This window comes from Acinetobacter sp. LipI_19, from assembly GCF_058242925.1.
Genome location: NZ_JBZAYK010000001.1, coordinates 3,538,240 through 3,556,053, shown reverse-complemented (window position 1 = coordinate 3,556,053; position 17,814 = coordinate 3,538,240). Strand labels below are relative to the sequence as shown.

At 38.2% G+C, this 17,814-nt stretch carries 17 protein-coding genes and 4 tRNA genes; 14 read left to right on the top strand and 7 right to left on the bottom strand.

Going from position 1 to position 17,814, the window contains the following annotated elements; genetic code table 11:
* Positions 1-257 precede the first annotated feature (257 nt).
* The 13 genes from tpiA to AC4CVF_RS17065 all read left to right on the top strand — a co-directional run bounded on the left by tpiA (position 258) and on the right by AC4CVF_RS17065 (position 10,091).
* On the top strand, positions 258-1,052 hold the full coding sequence (tpiA, locus tag AC4CVF_RS17125; protein ID WP_490789757.1) for a triose-phosphate isomerase: 795 nt from the start codon (positions 258-260) through the stop codon (positions 1,050-1,052).
* A gap of 9 nt (positions 1,053-1,061) precedes the next feature.
* Positions 1,062-1,403: a preprotein translocase subunit SecG gene (secG, locus tag AC4CVF_RS17120; protein WP_490789756.1), complete on the top strand. Its 342-nt coding sequence runs from the start codon at positions 1,062-1,064 to the stop codon at positions 1,401-1,403.
* A 53-nt stretch (positions 1,404-1,456) separates the two neighbouring features.
* A tRNA-Leu gene (locus tag AC4CVF_RS17115) sits at positions 1,457-1,541 on the top strand.
* Positions 1,542-1,586: 45 nt separating this feature from the next.
* A tRNA-Met gene (locus AC4CVF_RS17110) sits at positions 1,587-1,663 on the top strand.
* A 76-nt stretch (positions 1,664-1,739) separates the two neighbouring features.
* Positions 1,740-1,816 (top strand) — tRNA-Met (locus AC4CVF_RS17105).
* Between the two features lie 100 nt (positions 1,817-1,916).
* Positions 1,917-1,993: transfer RNA gene (locus AC4CVF_RS17100), tRNA-Met, on the top strand.
* A gap of 202 nt (positions 1,994-2,195) precedes the next feature.
* Positions 2,196-2,720, top strand: coding sequence for a ribosome maturation factor RimP (gene rimP / locus AC4CVF_RS17095; protein ID WP_490789755.1), 525 nt, complete (start codon positions 2,196-2,198; stop codon positions 2,718-2,720).
* 34 nt (positions 2,721-2,754) lie between these two features.
* Positions 2,755-4,239 carry a transcription termination factor NusA gene (nusA, locus tag AC4CVF_RS17090; RefSeq protein ID WP_336952303.1) on the top strand — a complete coding sequence of 495 codons (1,485 nt, stop codon included), beginning with the start codon at positions 2,755-2,757 and terminating at the stop codon, positions 4,237-4,239.
* A gap of 10 nt (positions 4,240-4,249) precedes the next feature.
* Positions 4,250-6,958 carry a translation initiation factor IF-2 gene (infB, locus tag AC4CVF_RS17085; RefSeq protein ID WP_336952302.1) on the top strand — a complete coding sequence of 903 codons (2,709 nt, stop codon included), beginning with the start codon at positions 4,250-4,252 and terminating at the stop codon, positions 6,956-6,958.
* Entirely contained in the window at positions 6,958-7,359 is a 402-nt protein-coding gene (locus AC4CVF_RS17080; protein WP_336952301.1) for a ribosome-binding factor A, read from the top strand. Before infB ends, AC4CVF_RS17080 begins: the two co-directional genes overlap by 1 nt.
* Positions 7,360-7,751: 392 nt before the next feature.
* Entirely contained in the window at positions 7,752-8,342 is a 591-nt protein-coding gene (locus tag AC4CVF_RS17075; protein ID WP_151802279.1) for a LemA family protein, read from the top strand.
* An 85-nt stretch (positions 8,343-8,427) separates the two neighbouring features.
* Positions 8,428-9,531 carry a TPM domain-containing protein gene (locus tag AC4CVF_RS17070; protein ID WP_490789754.1) on the top strand — a complete coding sequence of 368 codons (1,104 nt, stop codon included), beginning with the start codon at positions 8,428-8,430 and terminating at the stop codon, positions 9,529-9,531.
* Positions 9,525-10,091, top strand: a complete 567-nt coding sequence (locus AC4CVF_RS17065; protein ID WP_490789753.1) for a TPM domain-containing protein — start codon at positions 9,525-9,527, stop codon at positions 10,089-10,091. Before AC4CVF_RS17070 ends, AC4CVF_RS17065 begins: the two co-directional genes overlap by 7 nt.
* A 139-nt stretch (positions 10,092-10,230) precedes the next feature.
* Here the strand turns inward: AC4CVF_RS17065 and tfpZ are convergent, their stop codons facing one another.
* The 4 genes from tfpZ to AC4CVF_RS17045 form a co-directional block, all read right to left on the bottom strand.
* Entirely contained in the window at positions 10,231-10,965 is a 735-nt protein-coding gene (gene tfpZ, locus AC4CVF_RS17060; protein WP_490789752.1) for a TfpX/TfpZ family type IV pilin accessory protein, read from the bottom strand.
* Between the two features lie 294 nt (positions 10,966-11,259).
* Positions 11,260-11,769 carry a pilin gene (locus AC4CVF_RS17055; protein WP_490789751.1) on the bottom strand — a complete coding sequence of 170 codons (510 nt, stop codon included), beginning with the start codon at positions 11,767-11,769 and terminating at the stop codon, positions 11,260-11,262.
* 105 nt (positions 11,770-11,874) lie between these two features.
* Complete coding sequence (locus AC4CVF_RS17050) at positions 11,875-13,299, bottom strand: sulfatase-like hydrolase/transferase (RefSeq protein WP_490789750.1); 1,425 nt, start codon at positions 13,297-13,299, stop codon at positions 11,875-11,877.
* A 161-nt stretch (positions 13,300-13,460) separates the two neighbouring features.
* On the bottom strand, positions 13,461-13,895 hold the full coding sequence (locus tag AC4CVF_RS17045) for a pilin (RefSeq protein ID WP_490789749.1): 435 nt from the start codon (positions 13,893-13,895) through the stop codon (positions 13,461-13,463).
* Positions 13,896-14,455: 560 nt separating this feature from the next.
* Here AC4CVF_RS17045 and AC4CVF_RS17040 point away from each other — a divergent pair.
* A complete protein-coding gene (locus AC4CVF_RS17040; protein ID WP_490789748.1) occupies positions 14,456-16,105 on the top strand; it encodes a PglL family O-oligosaccharyltransferase in 1,650 nt (549 codons plus the stop codon).
* A 116-nt stretch (positions 16,106-16,221) separates the two neighbouring features.
* On the opposite strand, the gene bfr is transcribed toward AC4CVF_RS17040, so the two are convergent.
* The 3 genes from bfr to AC4CVF_RS17025 all read right to left on the bottom strand — a co-directional run bounded on the left by bfr (position 16,222) and on the right by AC4CVF_RS17025 (position 17,765).
* A complete protein-coding gene (gene bfr / locus AC4CVF_RS17035; protein ID WP_336952292.1) occupies positions 16,222-16,686 on the bottom strand; it encodes a heteropolymeric bacterioferritin subunit Bfr in 465 nt (154 codons plus the stop codon).
* Positions 16,687-17,000: 314 nt separating this feature from the next.
* The gene (locus AC4CVF_RS17030; protein ID WP_004718308.1) at positions 17,001-17,195 is read right to left on the bottom strand and encodes a bacterioferritin-associated ferredoxin; all 195 of its coding nucleotides are present in this window, start codon (positions 17,193-17,195) and stop codon (positions 17,001-17,003) included.
* 186 nt (positions 17,196-17,381) lie between these two features.
* Positions 17,382-17,765: a RidA family protein gene (locus AC4CVF_RS17025; protein ID WP_004718306.1), complete on the bottom strand. Its 384-nt coding sequence runs from the start codon at positions 17,763-17,765 to the stop codon at positions 17,382-17,384.
* Between the last annotated feature and the right edge of the window lie 49 nt (positions 17,766-17,814).

Here is a 17,814-nt window from a genome sequence, read left to right as displayed (position 1 = left end):
TCATTTTATAATTGGAATACGAAAATTATACGATGATCCTTAGAAATATCTAGAATTAAACGTATTTTTATAGAAACATATTTAACAATAATTTGAGCCAATGAGGCTTTTTAGCATTATCTTTGAAATGTTTTATGTTTCTTGCGTTGTTATTAAAACATGACTTTAAATAAGATGACTGAATTGATAAAGAAAAAATACTTTAAAAATATAAATTCCGTGTAGAATATGCACATTTTCGATAAAAGGTTAGATGTATGTCGAGTTCGACTATTACTCCTTGGGTTGTCGGCAATTGGAAAATGAACCCAATGCAAGCGAATTCGCAACAGCTCATTCAAGATTTAAATCAGTATTTACAACAAACACCGATTACAGAAAAACAATGTCATATTGGTGTTGCACCTATTTCTATTGCTTTATTGTCTGTACAAAAATTAATTAACGATGCAGATTCACCCATCAAAGTTGCCGCACAAGATCTTTCTCAAATGGCAGGCACAGGTGCTTATACCGGTGAAGTCAGTGCTGAGTTACTTAAAGACAGTCATATTGATTATGTGTTGATTGGGCATTCAGAGCGCCGAGAAATTTTTGGCGATGATGTTCAAAAAATTAAAGCTAAATTAGCCAATGCTTTAAATGCAGGGCTTTGCGTGATTTATTGCGTGGGTGAAAGCTTAGAACAACGTGAAGCAGGGCAGGCAGAGCAAGTGGTTTTACAACAAATTTGCGATCTCGCAGCAGTTGTAAAAGTAGAACAATGGCACAATATTGTCATTGCCTATGAACCGATTTGGGCAATCGGAACAGGTAAGACTGCTTCTCCGCAAGATGCACAGACAATGCATGCAAAAATTCGTGAAGGTTTAACTCAAATTACGGCTCAAGCTCAACATACCGCGATTTTGTATGGTGGTAGTGTCAAGCCTGAAAATGCAGTAGAGTTAGCTGCATGTCCAGATATCAACGGTGCACTGGTTGGTGGTGCATCACTTAATGCTGAGTCATTTTATAAAATTGCTCAAGCATTTGCTCAAACAGAAGAATAGGAGTTCAGCATGCATACATTTGTGCTGGTTGTACATATCATCTTGGCCGTTTTGATGATCGGGCTGATCCTCGTTCAGCACGGTAAAGGTGCAGATGCAGGTGCATCATTTGGTGGCGGTGGCGCTGCAACTGTATTTGGTGCCTCGGGTTCTGCAAGCTTTTTAACCCGTTTAACTGCAATTCTCACAGCTTTGTTTTTTATCACCAGTTTAAGTTTAGCGGTGTTTGCTAAAAAACAAACGTCGGATGCCTATGGTTTAAAATCTGTACAGAGTAGTTCTCAAACCACAGCACCTGCACCCGCCAATACGGGTGAAACTTCACCAACTGCACCAAAATCTGGCGAATAATGCCATTTAGTTCTTTCTTTTTCTGAATGATGCGACTAGAATGCGTCACAGCTGCGGTGGTGGTGGAATTGGTAGACACGCTACCTTGAGGTGGTAGTGCTTTCGGGCGTGGGGGTTCAAGTCCCCCCTTCCGCACCAACAATGAACCAGATTGTTGGTGTTAGCAGCTGAAAAAAACATTGATGCGGGATGGAGCAGTCTGGTAGCTCGTCGGGCTCATAACCCGAAGGTCGTTGGTTCAAATCCAGCTCCCGCTACCAATTTAATTAAGATGCAACTTAGTTAATGATAATGTAAGTTGAAAAATTTATATTATGTGTGAATTTGCAATGTTGTTGCGGGATGGAGCAGTCTGGTAGCTCGTCGGGCTCATAACCCGAAGGTCGTTGGTTCAAATCCAGCTCCCGCTACCATTTTGATTAAGGTGCAACTTAATCAAGCAAGAAATTCAATGTATCTGTCAATGATGGATTGAAAAAATTAAATTTCTTGTGTATAATTTTGCAACGCTGATGCGGGATGGAGCAGTCTGGTAGCTCGTCGGGCTCATAACCCGAAGGTCGTTGGTTCAAATCCAGCTCCCGCTACCAAGTTTCTAAAAGGGCTCACAGATAGGTGGGTCTTTTTTGCATAGTGAACTTCGGTTTACTGTGCGATAATAGGGGCGATTACGCCCTTTTTTATTGGCTATCGTGTGGTGTGGACATCAATTGGTCAAAAAGACATGCTTCACTATAGTAAGTTTGAATTAGTCCGATGAGCGATTGAATCGCACAAATATGACGAGAGTAAATGAAGCTATCAAATAAAACTCAAGCACTTCAAGACCTAATCACTCCTGCAGTGCAAGCTTGTGATGTAGAACTTTGGGGAATCGAATTTATTCCTCAAGGTAAGCGTTCTTTATTGCGTATTTATATCGATAAAGATGTGGTGGAAAATGCTGAACCAACGATTAATGAAGAGGGTGAAGCAGAATTGGGTCGTGGTATTGGCGTACAAGATTGTGTACGTGTGACTCAGCAAGTTGGTGCAATATTAGATGTACATGATCCAATTTCAGGCGAATATGCTTTAGAAGTATCATCTCCAGGTTGGGATCGACCATTCTTCCAGTTGGCACAGTTAGAAAAATACATCGGACAACAAGTTGCATTGCGTTTGATTGCTGCAGTTGAAAATCGCCGTAAATTCCAAGCAAAATTAATTGCTGTAGATTTAGAAAATGAATTCATTCAAGTTGAAGTTGAACAACAGCACGTACTTGAGATCGATAGCAACAATATAGACAAAGCGAATTTGATCTTTCAGGATTAATCCAGAAATAGAAATCTGAATAAATAGGTGACTTATGGCACGTGAAATTCTCACCGTCGTTGAAACGGTAAGTAATGAGAAAGGTGTAAGTCGTGAAGCAATTTTTGAAGCGCTTGAACAGGCTTTGGTTGCAGCGACAAAAAAGAAATTCTACGAAGGAACGAATTCGGAAGAAGCTCAGTTACGTGTAGAAATTGATCGTAAGACAGGTGATTACAGCACTTTCCGTCAATGGGAAGTTGTTGCTGATGAAGATCATGAAATGCCAGCATGTCAAGATGCGATTTCTGATGTTGATCCTGCTCAATGGTCAATTGGTGATATCCGTGAGTTAGAAGTACCATCAATTGATTTTGGTCGTATTGCAGCACAGATTGCCAAACAAGTAATTGTGCAAAAAATTCGTGAAGCTGAACGAGCTTTAGTGGCGGATGCTTATGAAGCTAAAGTGGGTGAACTGATCTACGGTGAAGTGAAAAAACAAACCAAAGATGGCTTCATTATAGACTTAGGTGATAACGCAGAAGCCTATTTAGCACGTGAAGAAATGATTCCTAAAGAAATTCTTCGCCCTAAACAGCGTATGAATGCAATTCTTTATAATGTGAACCGTGAAGGTCGTGGTGCGCAATTATTGTTGTCACGTGCTAAACCTGAAATGCTGATTGCATTAATGAAAAAAGAAATTCCTGAAATTTCTGAAGAAATCATTGAGATTAAAGCAGCAGCACGTCAACCAGGTGTACGTGCAAAAATTGCGGTTAAGACCAACGATCATCGTATTGATCCAGTCGGTGCGTGTATTGGTATGCGTGGTACACGTATCCAAGCGGTTCAGTCTGAATTAAATGGTGAACGTATTGATGTTGTCGTGTGGTCTGATGATCCGGCTCAATATATCGCAAGTGCTTTAGAGCCTGCGGATGTATCCGGGATTGTGATTGATGAAGATGCACGTACAGCAGACATTATTTTTGCAACCAGTGATCAACTTGCGCGAGCAATTGGATCACAAGGTCAAAACGTCCGTTTAGCATCAGAGCTTACGGGTTATAAATTAGATATGATGCTTGAAGATGAGTACCGTGCTCGTCAACAAAGTGAAGCTCAACAGTATTTAGACATGTTTGTAACACGTCTTGATATTGAAGAAGATCTTGCAATGGCTTTAGTAGAAATGGGCTTTACCTCACTTGAGGAAATTGCTTATGTGCCTGCGGAAACTTTCGATGAAATCGAATTAGATGCAGATACAGTTGAATTGCTACAAAGTCGTGCAAAAGAAGCAGCTTTGGCTGATGCATTAAAGCAACAAGAAGATATTCAGGACCCAAGTCCAGAACTTGTTGCGATGGAAGGAATGACTTCTGAAATTGCGCATGCTTTAGCAGCACGTGGTGTGGTAACAATCGATGACTTAGCTGACCAAGCAACGGATGATATTTCTGATATCGACGGTTTAGGCGCTGAGAAAGCAGGTCAATTGATTATGAAAGCACGTGAATCATGGTTTAACTAGGAGGTAATACATGACGGATAAGTCAATTCAAGAGTTAGCGGTCAGCGTAGGACTTCCTGTTGCAAAGCTCCTTGATCAGGTGCGTGAAGCTGGATTGCCACAAAAACAGGCTGAAGATAAAATTTCTACTGAACAGCAAGATGTTCTCGTGAACCATTTGAAAAAAGCACATGGTCAAGATACGGGACAAGCAGGACAAATCACGTTGAAACGTAAAACGACAAGTACGGCTAAAGTTGCGAGTACTTCAGGTAAAGCGAAGACAATTAACGTAGAAGTTCGTAAGAAACATACGTTTACTAAGCCAGATCCTGAACAAATCAAAGCGGAAGCTTTGGCTAAAGCTCAAGCAAATGCTCAAGCGACGTCAACTCAAAAAGTACAGCAAAATACTGTTGTGGCTGGAGTTGAAAAGACTGAAAGCTCAGCGAAAGCGAATTTAGAAAAAATGCGCGCTGCTGCAAAACAACAAACTGCTGCAAAAGAAACACCAAAAGCAGCTGTTGTTGTAAAACGTAAATCGACCAATAAGCCGATTACTAAAGCAACAGTAAAAACAATTGAAACCCCTGAGCAGAAACGTGCACGTGAAGCTCAAGCAGCACAACTGAAAGCGACTGAAGAAGCAGCTCGTCGTAAGTCGGCAGAAGAAGCTCAACAGCGTACGCTTGAGCAAATGCGTCAAATGGCGTCTAAGTATTCTTCTGATGAAACTGCGACAACGATTCGTGTAGTTGATGATTCACCGTTGGCTGCAGGTTTGGTTGGTCAAGCATATGAAGATTCATTTGCAAAAGAAGACCGTGAAATCAAACGTGGTACCAATACTGCAAATACACGTTCTCCTAAGAAAGGTGGTCGTCGTGGTCAGGAAGAGCAATCTTTCAGCCATAACCCGCATAAACGTGGTTTAAAAACCAGTCAAGCGAATAAACATGGTTTTGAGAAACCAGTTAAAAAGCAAGTTTATGACGTTGAAATTGGAGAAACTATTGTTGTTGCAGACCTTGCAGCAAAAATGGCAGTTAAAGTTCGTGAAGTAATTAAATCACTGATGAAAATGGGTGAGCTTGTTACTCAGAACCAAGCCATTGAGCAAGAAGTTGCGGCATTAATTGTTGAAGAAATGGGTCACAACCCAGTTCGTGTATCTGATACACAAGCTGAAGATAACTTACTTGAAGCAGCTGAAGAAGCACGTGGTGCACAAACAACACGTGCGCCAGTTGTGACAATCATGGGTCACGTTGACCATGGTAAGACATCGTTACTGGATCGGATTCGTCGTGCCAAAGTTGCGCAAGGCGAAGCGGGCGGGATTACACAGCATATTGGTGCTTATCACGTTAAAACGGATAAAGGAATTATTACTTTCCTGGATACGCCTGGACATGCTGCATTTACTGCAATGCGTTCACGTGGTGCCAAAGCGACTGATATCGTGGTACTTGTTGTTGCAGCGGATGACGGTGTAATGCCACAAACTGCGGAAGCAATTGACCATGCACGTGCTGCGGGTACTCCAATTATTGTTGCAATCAATAAAATGGATAAAGAATCAGCTGATCCAGATCGCGTATTGAATGAATTGACAACCAAAGAAATCGTGCCTGAACAATGGGGTGGTGATGTACCAGTTGCAATGGTTTCAGCACACTCAGGTCAAGGTATCGACGAACTTCTAGATTTGATTTCAATTCAAGCTGAAATGTTAGAGTTGAAAGCGTCTGAAGAAGGTGCTGCACAAGGTGTTGTAATTGAAGCACGTGTAGACAATAGCCGTGGTGCGGTAACGTCTATTCTTGTTCAAAACGGTACACTGAAAGTAGGTGACTTGGTTCTTGCAGGCGCATCTTACGGCCGTGTTCGTGCGATGACCGATGAGAATGGTCAACGTATTCAATCTGCAGGTCCTTCAATTCCAGTTGAAATTTTAGGTCTTCCAGAAGCGCCAATGGCGGGTGATGAAGTTCTTGTTGTTAATGACGAGAAAAAAGCACGTGAAGTTGCCGATGCGCGTATGGACCGTGAGCGTCAAAAACGTCTTGAACGTCAAAGTGCAATGCGTCTTGAGAACATTATGGCATCAATGGGCAAGAAAGATGTGCCGATTGTAAATGTTGTTCTTAAAACTGATGTTCGTGGTACTTTGGAAGCGTTACATGTTGCACTTGCTGATCTTGCAACTGACGAAGTTAAAGTACGTGTAATCGGTTCGGGCGTGGGTGCAATCACTGAGTCTGATGTGACCCTTGCTGAATCTTCAGAAGCGGTACTTCTTGGCTTTAACGTACGTGCAGACAATACCGCGCGTCAAAAAGCAGATGCAGATGGTATCGATATTCGTTACTACTCAATCATCTATCAACTTATTGATGATGTGAAAGCAGCAATGAGCGGAAAACTTGCACCTGAACACCGTGAAACAATTTTGGGTGTTGCAGAAGTTCGTGAAGTATTCCACTCAAGTAAGTTTGGTGCTGCTGCAGGTTGTATGGTGCTCGAAGGTGTATTGCATCGTAATAAACCAATCCGTGTACTACGTGATGATGTTGTGGTATTCCAAGGCGAGCTTGAATCTCTTCGTCGCTATAAAGAGGTGGTTGAAGAAGTTCGTGCTGGTATGGAATGTGGTCTTGCAGTAAAAGGTTATAAAGACATCAAAGCACTTGATAAAATCGAAGTGTATGATGTTCAGTTGATTAAACGGAGTCTTTAATGGCGGGTAGTCAACGTCTTAAGCGTATGGCAGATACGGTACAACGTGAGTTGTCAGAACTGATTCGCCAAGAGCTTAAAGATCCTCGCTTAGGTGGTCTTGTGACCATCTCTGCGGTGAAAGTGAGTCCAGATCTAGGTTATGCAGAAGTTTACGTTACCGTGATGGGGCGTGAACTTGGCGATGAGCAAAGTGAAGTGGCAAATAAAGAAACTTTAGATGTCTTAAATAAAGCATCTGGTTTCTTACGCCACGAATTAGGTCGTCGTATCAAAACTCGTATAACGCCTCGTTTGCGCTTTCATTATGATAAAACCAATGCCTATGGTAACTATATGTTTGGTTTAATTGCAGAAGCAGTGAAAGATTTGCCTGAGCAACAAGACGAAGAAGAAAAGTAAACTTAAACAATAAGCCACCTGAGGGTGGCTTTTTTGTATCTTTAAAAGATGTTTAAACTCTAAATGAATAATTTAAATAAAAAAATAAAGCTAAAAATTTATCTGCTGATGATCAGATTATAATTTAATGAGTAAAACACTAGAGCAGCTTGATCAACGCGCAGAGTATTTGGGCGATAGCAATGCAAAGTTAATTTAGTCAGGTCTAGATAATTTTAAACATTTAAAAAGGTTTTGGTTTAAGGCATTCTTCAGCAATTTCTATCAAACATGCAAAAATTTAATTGTTTCATCTTTGGCTAGGTAGCAGAAATTAAACAAAACTTTGCCTTAAACTGTATAGAATGCAGAGATATCAACAAATACAAATAAATATCTTTGAGGAATTGGCAATGAATTCAATGAAAAAAGGTTTAGTTGCACTTACACTGGCAAGCACCTTAGCTTTTTCAGGTTGTGGCTATAATACTTTGCAAGCTAAAGATGAGTCTGTAAATGCGGCATGGTCTGAAGTTGAAAACCAATATCAACGTCGTGCAGATCTAGTCCCTAACTTGGTGAATGTGGTCAAAGGTTATGCAACCCATGAAGAAAAAGTTTTAACTGAGGTGACTGAGGCACGTGCCAATGTCGCAGGTTTGAAAGTAGACAAAGAAGTATTGAACGATCCCGAATTGTTTAAAAAATACCAAGAAGCACAATCACAAATGACAGGTGCATTATCACGTCTTTTAGCGGTGACAGAAAATTATCCAGATTTAAAAGCCAATGAACAATTCCGTGATTTACAGGTTCAATTGGAAGGGACTGAAAACCGTATTAGTACTGCACGGACACGTTATGTTGCATCTGTTCAAGATTACAATACCTATGTGCGTCAATTCCCTCAAGCAATGACTGCCAAAGTGATTGGTATGAAAGCTAAACCGAACTTTAGTGCTGAAGCAGGTGCATCGAAAGCGCCAACAGTTAATTTTAATTAATGATGTGATTTTATTTCTCTGTCTTTAACGCTTGAGATAAAAGATAGGGTGAGAATATTTTTCATTATTCAATAAAAGGTGAACTATGATTGAATGGAGAGAAAAATCAGTAATGAAAAACATGAGTACAATATTATTTGTATTTTTTGGACTGATCCTTTCTGTTCAATCGAGTGTTTGGGCTGAAACTGCGACAGCCACAGATGAGCAGGAGGTACAAGACGCAATTGTTTTGGGTAAAGTAGTACCCAATGCCAATTTGCCCAATGTGATCGGCTCAAAACCCACAGATGCTCAAAAACAAACTCCAACTACACAGCAAGCACCCCAAAGTCCCGTACAAAACGTACCACAAGTTGCCAATGATATGGCAGAGGGTGAAAGTGCTCGAAATATTCCCACATTAAACCAGCCTGTCGTTGATCAAGCCAATGTTTTATCTACAGCTGAAAAGCAAAATTTAGAAAAACAAATTCGTGATATTTATCGCCAAGGTAAAGCACAAATTGGGATTATCATTGTTCCAACCACAGGGCAAGAAGGTATTTTTGATTTTGCAATGCGTGTTGCTGAGCAATGGAAGTTAGGTTCAGCAAAGCAAGACAATGGTTTATTGATTGCAGTTGCAATCAATGATCATAAAATCCATATTGCAACAGGCTATGGTTTGGAGGGTGTACTCCCCGACATTGTGGCTAGTCGCATTATACGCAATCAAATCACACCGGATTTTAAGCAAGGACAATATGCTCAAGGTTTACAGGCGGGTGTCAATGAAATTGAGCGTATTTTAAACCTTGACCCTGAAATTGCCAAACAAGCCGCAGATGAGCTAAAAGAGCGTCAAAACCAAGCGTTGCAAGAACAAGAAGCAAAGGATCGAACCTTGACCACAGCTATGGTGATTTTGGTGATTGGTATCTTTGCATCATTTATTGTGGGCAATCGTTTAAGCGCGGCTGTTGCAGGAGTAACAGCAACCGCTGCGGGTCTTATTTATGGCTCAGGGATTGTAATGAGCTTAGTTTTGGGTTTTGGTATATTCTTTTTATTGATTACATCACTGGCACAACTCATTTTCCAAATGTTCTTATCTGGTGGTGGACGTGGTGGGAGCGGTGGCGGTGGTGGGGGCTATAGTGGCGGCGGTGGTGGTTTCGGCGGTGGAGGAGCATCAGGCTCATGGTAACAAAAACAGATACAACAGCAATTGTAACTGAACCGAAGTTACAGGAACAGGTACAACCGAGCTTTAAACGTTGGTTAAAGCACGTTTTATATATGCCTGCCTCGAAACGCTATTTTTCAAAGCAAGATCAGCATGCAATTGCACAAACGGTGAAGCAGGCAGAAGAAGGTCATATCGGTGAAATACAAGTGGTGATCGAAGGGCATATTCCAAGTCATCAGGCATATCATCAAAATACGCGTTTAAGAGCGCAACAATTGTTTGCTGAATTGGGCGTGTGGGATACTGAGTATAATAGTGGTGTATTGCTGTATTTAAACTTGTGTGAAAAGACAGTCGAAATTGTGATAGATCGTGGAATTCATCAAGCCACTACACAGCAAACGTGGCAACAAATTTGTGATGTGATGATTGCTGAACTTAAAAACAAAAATTATCGAACTGCAGTGAGTAATGGTGTTTTAGAAATTGGTCAAATTTTAAATTTATTTTATGGGAATAAATATAGTCAAATTAATAATGTAAATGAATTATCAAACAATCCAATCATTGTGAATTAAAATAAGTTTGGAGTAAAGTGCATTTTTTACTTTTATATGAACTGAGGTAAAAATGCAATTTTGAATCAGTTTGTAAGGTACTACTGAACTTTAATTTTACTCCGTAATTATATATGGGTAAGCACGTTAAGCATTTAGACTATTTCCAAGGTCTTAAATCTACAATTTTTACTACTTCACCAGTATTTGTGTTCACTAATACTGTCATATCTATTGCATTGGCTTTTAAAGGCAGAAAGCCATCGGCTTGTGAATATTTTTGCAGAGTTCGTTCGACACGTTGAGCTTCATTATATTTTTTTAGTTCTGATAATTTTTTTGCCGAATGTTTAATCTGTGGTTTTGCTTGAGCAAAATCGACATAGCGTTCGGGCTTTTGTGCCAATGAAATCCCGCCCAAAACTTCAGCAAACATATCATCGCCACGTTGTTTTTTATCCTTGGCAAATTCAACAGCAACATATTGTGGCTTAAACCATGAAACTTGTTGGTATTGTGGCAAAGCTTGATCAAGATGATCTGTTACTATTTCATTTTTTCGTACTAATTCAAAACGATCGACATTATATACCAACCATGTAGGACGACCTTGCTCAATACTATACCCCCCATAGCATAGTGCTGCGATTTGAATAACAATGATTACACTGAGGTCAAACTTGAGTGTTTTCTTGCCTTCTTTATAAACTAATAATCCAAGTATTGGGCCGATGATGAAATCAATCACGAGCATTATCAAAAAGATTTGTGTGACACCAACAGCAGTAGTAAGTGATGATGGATACCACATAAAGAAAAATAATCCAAGCGCGAGCAATGCTATACACGCTGAGATCACCAAGTGCGAGAGAAAAAATTTTAAGCGTTTAGACATTACAATTGCATATTCCTGTTTTAAATTTAGAGCTTATTTAGTATGACCTTGAATGACTTAAAATTAACGGAACTACCAATTAATTCATTTAAAAGAGATATTTCTATTTGAAAATTCAAACTCAATAGCCTCTACTTGTTAACGAAAATCATTATATTCTCTAATTCCGTAAGGCTTAACAGCTTCATAAGATAAGCTATCTTCTTTATTTAATAACTTTGAATCCTATCATGCATCACCCTTAAAGCACTCTAATCCACTGATATATTGATTAAAGTTATTCATCTTATTAAATTATTTGCACTCTGGGGGCGCATATTTTGTAGGTAATGTACCTACTTCTGCAATCAAACCTCGAGTAGTTGCATTATCATTACTTGTAGAAGCACATGCCCAATCTATACTACCACTATCTCCTGCAAGTTTTGAACCTTGTACATTTGGAGTTAAGACGAGAGTCTCACCTTGAGCATCACTAGGGATTCCTGTGTCCACATTGGAAGTTAAAGTAACTGTAACCACGCCATTATTGTCTATTTTAATATCATCAATATATTTGGTTGCTTTTTCATTGGCTAAAATTGCATTATAACTGGTTGAAAGGGCTACCAATGCTGGCATTCCACCCGCAACAAAAGCTTCACTGACTTGTACTTTCACAGAGCCTGCCTGTATGAGTGCTTCACTAACTTTTGCTCGAACTGTATTGTGTTGATAAGCAGGGATTGCTATTGTTGCAAGAGTAGCAATGATTGCCATGACAATCATCAACTCTATTAAGGTAAATCCTTGTTGTTTTGACATAGTCCTGCTTCCCAACTATCAATTGAAAAATATTAACTAACAACCATAATGATATCTATTTATTTGATTTAAAATGGTTTAACTTAAAACTTTTTTACCTTTATTCTACTTAACCCGTAAATGCAACCAGCTAATTTTCCATGGAATAATTTGTGAAATGTCGTCTTCCCCCCACATTGGGGGTTGATGGTCACCCACAACAATAACCTCCGTACCTTGTAGTTCAGGGTTTTGAATCATTTGTGCAAGATCATCAAAAAACTGTGTTTGTAATTGTGCATTACGACAAGCATCTCCCTTGGGATTCATAGCAAATTTCTTACAGTCAAAGCGATTATTATAAATATCTTGTTTTGCATAAGGTTGATGAGATGTAAGTGTCATCCAATAAAAAAATAGTTGTTTTTTCTGATATTGTCGAAATATATTTACTACCTCCCCCATCAGTGCACTATCACAAGCCCCTTTAAATGCAGCACAGCGACGTAATTGCATAAAATTTTCGCCAAATAAAGCCTGTTGAAAACCTGCTTTCGGATACCATTCCACCCTGTCATAAAGCAAACCACTTGTGCCGTGTAATGCAATGGTTTGATAGTTTTTTGCTTTCAGTATATTTGGCAAACAGGTTACATATTGCTTGTTATCCAGCTTCCCTAAAGCAAAACCACTATTCGCAAGCTTTAAACCACATAATTCTCTTAACTCTCCTACTACAGTCGCACCTAATGCTCGAGAAGTACCCGAATTGATAAAATCCAAGTAATGCTGTTGTGCTTCAACATTTTTTAAAATTTCTTTTTGTGCTAGAGGGTTGCGCAGTTCTCCCCATGATTCCGCCACAATAAATAAAATCTTATCTGAATAGGGGGATTGTAATTGTTCTGCGATTCGAATTTTTCGTTCGTCTAATGGTTCAAGTTTTGGGACAACATTAATTAAACTGGTAAAATCATCTTGAATGATTTTTTTATAAAGTAATGTCTGACTATTTGCAATATAATAGTTATCTCGACCTAAGATCGCTTTAAAATTGGTATAGGTTAAACCTAATGTCATTGCAACATAACCAATAATAAGTAAAAGGGATACTATAAAATGAGGATAAGGCGGTTTTAAGCGTTTAGGGCTAGAAAAATAAAGAGATACAAATACCACACTCAACATAAATAATATGAAAAACAACATTAAAACCAGGTAATTACTGGGAGCTTGTGGAATAAAAGATATGAGATAGCGAACCGCTGCCAAATCCATAAAAGGAAAGATTTGGACCACGAACATCAAAATATCGGCAAACATTCCCAATATTAAAAGTAATATTCCCAAAAAACGTAATGCATTATAAGGTAATAATATCAAGAATAATGCAATTAAATAATCTATATTAAATAGTGGGCGAGAAACTGTGGCATAAAAGGTTAAAGTTAAAAAAATAATATTTGGTAAGCATATAAGCAAAAATATATAGCCAAAATCTCTTAGAGTAGGTAAAGGGAAATCCTGTTTTAGATAGCTTATTATTCGCATAAGATCTTTTATATACCTATAAATAAAAAGACTGGCGAACCAGTCTTTAATTAAATATTTATTACAAAACTAAATATTAACGACATTCAGATGGTACATATTTTGAAGGCATAGTTCCATCAGTGATCGCAGTTAAACCACGGTCGGTTGCCGTAGTCTTTTTATCTGAAGCACATGCCCAATCGATTGAACCCACTGTATCTTGATCCAAGGCCTTTTTTTTGCACATTTGGAGTGAAGACAATAGTCTTGCCTTGTGCTGCTGCTGGTAAACCACTATCGCCATTACCAACAGACGTTACTGTGATCGCACCAGTGGCATCATCAATTGCGATATCTCCAACATATTTACTTGATTTTTCACTAGAACCGCGAGCATTATACTCTGTAGCCGCTGCTTTTACTCCATTTACACCATCAGTTTGGAACGCTTCGCTGATTAAACTTTTTGGTGAAGAAGCACCAACAATCATTTCAGATACTTTAGTACGCACTGTATAATCCTGATAAGCAGGAATAGCAATCGCAGCAAGAATACCGATAATAGCGACAACAATCATTAACTCGATAAGCGTAAAGCCTTTTTGAGCATTCATAACTTTTCTCCAATGTTTTAAAAATTTTTATAGCTTTATTAAGCAATTTTATGTAGCTATTGAATATCAAAAAATCAATGGCTATCAGACACAATTAGATTCTAGTGAGAATGTAATGTTTTACAAGATTTTTATTTTTATCTGTTTTTTGGATGTAATCTTGTGTAAAAAAGTGACAATTAATGTCAGTTTAATTTTTGCAATTGCTCGAAAATAAAAAATTATTTTGATTGAATAACCAAATTTACTTATAAAACAAATGTATTGCTAATTTTTTCATGCTACTAGAAGAGTAGTTGCTCATTGAAGTATGGGATGAATTGGAAATGATATTTAAGGATGCTTTATCCTATTGACCTTCTATTATTCTGATTAAAAGAATATTTATAAGCTATGTATGTCATTATGATTTCATGCAATTTGAATTCCTTTCTTGAGTAATATTCGATATATCGTCTTTTAAAGTTGATGCTAAGCAGGGAAATATAAGCATGGAAATAACTGTATAGACCTCTAGAACTGAGCTTATAATAGCCTCAGTTTTTCTTTTCACTTTTCCTATGAAAGCCATCCCTTATCTTCTTTCAGCCGTATTGCTTTTGCTTGCATGGCTTTTACCGATCCATAAAATGCCTTGGACAACCTTTGGTAGTGAAGCACTTACTTTTCTATCTGCTTTAGTGTTGCTCAGTGCTTTTCTAAATAAAGACTTAAAAATACCGAAACCACAATTGCTTATATTACCTATATTGGCAATTCCATTGATTCAATGGGGCTTTGGCGAGATTTTGTATTTAAGTAATGCATTGCTCTGTACAGCCTATATTGTCATGTTCTGGATGATGCTGATTGTTGGTTATAACTTAGCAGTAGGTGAAAAGGGACAAAGAGAACAAGTCTTTAAAGTATTTAGTCTTGTGGTTTTTACGGGTGCGATGCTTTCAAGTTTTATTGCAATTTGCCAATGGTTAAATATAAATGATTATTTTAGCCCATTAATGAATAGGTTACGCGAAAACCGTCCATATGCAAACTTTGCCCAGCCGAATAATCTGGCAACGTTTATGTGTATGGGAATATTTGCATGTTTATACTTTTATGAAAAGAAAATACTGCCAAATTACATACTAGGACCAGCAACTTTTATTTTTCTATTGACCATTGCATTAACCCAATCTCGTACTGCCTGGGTGGTATGTTTGTTCACATTGATTTATTTGATCATCAAACAATTCGGTCAAACTAAACGCTTTGGTTTTGTAAAATTACTCGCATGGTGTGGTGTATTTATTGCGTTGATTACTTGCTTACCAATGCTGAATCAGTGGATTGCCTCTGTATCAACACAAGAAGTAACACAGACAGCTTCAGTAGTCGAGCGAGCATCTTCAGGTTATCTCCGTTTAGATATGTGGAATCAAGCCTTAGTCGCAATTTCAGAAAAGCCTTGGTTTGGTTATGGCTGGAACCAAACGGGGATGGCGCAAATCGCCGCTTTTGATTTATATCCATCACATGAATGGTATAAAACGGCACATAACGTGATTTTGGATTTGCTGATTTGGAATGGTATTCCGATTGGTGGATTAATTATTGTTTATGTCGCATGTTGGCTGTATTGGTTAAATAAAGGCATCAAAGATGCAGTTTCAATTGCAGCGGGATTGATGGTCTGTGCCATTTTGATTCATGCTTTATTGGAATACCCAATTCACTATGCATATTTCTTACTTCCTTTAGGTTTTTTATTAGGTGTCGTTCAGGCTCAATATCCTCGCTTGCCTGCAGTGAACTTAAAGTCTTCGATTGCAGTAAGTATTATTGTGATTGGTTTGGTCTTGGTGGGGGTGATTTATCGAGACTATATCTTATATCGCCAACAAAGCGTATTCGTAAATAAGAAAACACCTTTAAGTGCTTCACAGCAAGCAGTGATGAATCAAGATATTTTGTTGCTGACGCAATTTAAGGAGCGTGTCTGGTGGATTGGTCTAAATCCATATAGCAAAATGTCGGATCAGCAGTTGCAATATATGGGGCGCATGGTGGCAAACTTAGCTTCAGCATATGATATTCAGAAATATGCACAGGTCTTGGCTTTTAATGGTAAAAAAGTTGAAGCTGAGCATCAGTTATGGATTTTGAAGACACTGCATGGGCAAGAGAAATCATATCAGGATCTATTACCTGTATCTGTTGCAGGAAAATAATACCCTTTCATAAAAGTGAATTGTGATGACTATAGTGTTTGTATCACTACATTTTGAAATAAAATAAAAAATCCCCCAGTAAATTGGGGGATTTTTTTGTGATATTTAAAAATTAATCAGAGTTGGCTTTGAATATAATTTTCTATACCAACACTTTCACTGAGATCTAGTTGGGTCGTTGTCCAATCCCAAAATTCTTCTTCTTTCTCAAGAATTTCTTGAACAAGATCACGAGTCACATAATCTAAGTTGCTTTCAGCCAGCTCAACAGCTGTTTTCAATGCATCTATGTTTTCTTTTACTTTACGTACATCACAGTTTAAAACTTCAACCGTATGTTGACCAATATACAACTTTCCTAAATGTTGAAGATTAGGCAAGCCTTCTAAAAAAAGAATACGTTCAATGATCTTATCCGCATGCTTCATTTGGCGAATAGATTCTTTGTATTCAGCCGAACCAAGTTTTTCGATTCCCCAATCATTAAACATACGCGAGTGTAGAAAGTATTGGTTAATCGCAGTCAAGTGATGGTAAAGCACTTGATTGAGTTGATTAATTACATCTCGATTGCCTTGCATATGGCTAAAACTCCATTCTAATTGTGTACCTTAATGTGAATTTAAACTGAGTCATTGAAATTTAATGATTAAGGTAATTCGATATGGCTCTATATTAATCAACTTTTTAGAGGGTTACGAGTAGTTTATGGAACGGCAAATGAAAATCGCAATCAAAAACAGTAGGGATGTCGTTTTGGCTAAAAGAGATTGATTAAAAAACGAACCCGCCTTGAGTCGAAGCGGGGGAGGAGAATGATCTGGGGATCATTAAAAAACTTATTTATTGTCGTTATTTATATAAACTTTTTATGCTTGAATCTTTGGATTTAAAACTATGCGGCAACAGAAATACGTGCTGCAATAAGTGATAGCTCTTCATTGATAATGCTTTTTGCTTCAGGAGCACAGCGACCACAGCACGTGCCTAAGTCTAATAATTCACGTACTTCACGGTAGCTCTCTGCACCATTTGCCATTGCATCTTTGATATCTTGATCTGTAATACCACGACATAAACAAACGTACATGAAACTCAACCCTAAGGTTAAATGCGATATCTAATATTATTGATAATTGTTATCATTTGTCAATGGGATTAATTTGAAATATCATTAATCTTTATTGGCTTTTTGAATAAAAAAATACCACCTGATCGGTAGTATTTAGTTTTATTTTTTAAATTATTTAAAATCAAACAATTAGTTTGGCTGCTATTATTGAGGAATAATGACAATGCCATCCATTTCAACCAACGCATTTTTAGGTAATGATGCAACACCTAATGCTGCACGAGCAGGGTAAGGTTGAGCAAAATATTCGCCCATGATTTGGTTAACCAATTGAAAGTTTGATAAATCAGTCAGAAAAATATTGAGCTTTGCAATATCTGCTAAAGAACCACCTGCGGCTTCACACACTGCTTTTAAATTATCAAAAACACGTCGAATTTGCGCTTCAATGCCTTCAACCAACTCCATGCTATACGGATCTAAGCCAATTTGCCCTGATAGATATAATGTATTGTCTACTAAAATAGCTTGTGAATAAGTACCAATTGCAGCAGGGGCATTTTCAGTATGGATCACTTGGCGGGACATTGATTTCTCCTTGATTTCAAATCATTTCATCATAAAGGATGAATAGCAT

Bases quoted from the DNA above. Each gene is read 5' to 3' on its own strand.
- tpiA (WP_490789757.1), top strand. From the start codon at position 258: ATGTCGAGTTCGACTATTACTCCTTGGGTTGTCGGCAATTGGAAAATG.
- secG (WP_490789756.1), top strand. From the start codon at position 1,062: ATGCATACATTTGTGCTGGTTGTACATATCATCTTGGCCGTTTTGATG.
- rimP (WP_490789755.1), top strand. From the start codon at position 2,196: ATGAAGCTATCAAATAAAACTCAAGCACTTCAAGACCTAATCACTCCT.
- nusA (WP_336952303.1), top strand. From the start codon at position 2,755: ATGGCACGTGAAATTCTCACCGTCGTTGAAACGGTAAGTAATGAGAAA.
- infB (WP_336952302.1), top strand. From the start codon at position 4,250: ATGACGGATAAGTCAATTCAAGAGTTAGCGGTCAGCGTAGGACTTCCT.
- AC4CVF_RS17080 (WP_336952301.1), top strand. From the start codon at position 6,958: ATGGCGGGTAGTCAACGTCTTAAGCGTATGGCAGATACGGTACAACGT.
- AC4CVF_RS17075 (WP_151802279.1), top strand. From the start codon at position 7,752: ATGAATTCAATGAAAAAAGGTTTAGTTGCACTTACACTGGCAAGCACC.
- AC4CVF_RS17070 (WP_490789754.1), top strand. From the start codon at position 8,428: ATGATTGAATGGAGAGAAAAATCAGTAATGAAAAACATGAGTACAATA.
- AC4CVF_RS17065 (WP_490789753.1), top strand. From the start codon at position 9,525: ATGGTAACAAAAACAGATACAACAGCAATTGTAACTGAACCGAAGTTA.
- tfpZ (WP_490789752.1), bottom strand. From the start codon at position 10,965: ATGTCTAAACGCTTAAAATTTTTTCTCTCGCACTTGGTGATCTCAGCG.
- AC4CVF_RS17055 (WP_490789751.1), bottom strand. From the start codon at position 11,769: ATGTCAAAACAACAAGGATTTACCTTAATAGAGTTGATGATTGTCATG.
- AC4CVF_RS17050 (WP_490789750.1), bottom strand. From the start codon at position 13,299: ATGCGAATAATAAGCTATCTAAAACAGGATTTCCCTTTACCTACTCTA.
- AC4CVF_RS17045 (WP_490789749.1), bottom strand. From the start codon at position 13,895: ATGAATGCTCAAAAAGGCTTTACGCTTATCGAGTTAATGATTGTTGTC.
- AC4CVF_RS17040 (WP_490789748.1), top strand. From the start codon at position 14,456: ATGAAAGCCATCCCTTATCTTCTTTCAGCCGTATTGCTTTTGCTTGCA.
- bfr (WP_336952292.1), bottom strand. From the start codon at position 16,686: ATGCAAGGCAATCGAGATGTAATTAATCAACTCAATCAAGTGCTTTAC.
- AC4CVF_RS17030 (WP_004718308.1), bottom strand. From the start codon at position 17,195: ATGTACGTTTGTTTATGTCGTGGTATTACAGATCAAGATATCAAAGAT.
- AC4CVF_RS17025 (WP_004718306.1), bottom strand. From the start codon at position 17,765: ATGTCCCGCCAAGTGATCCATACTGAAAATGCCCCTGCTGCAATTGGT.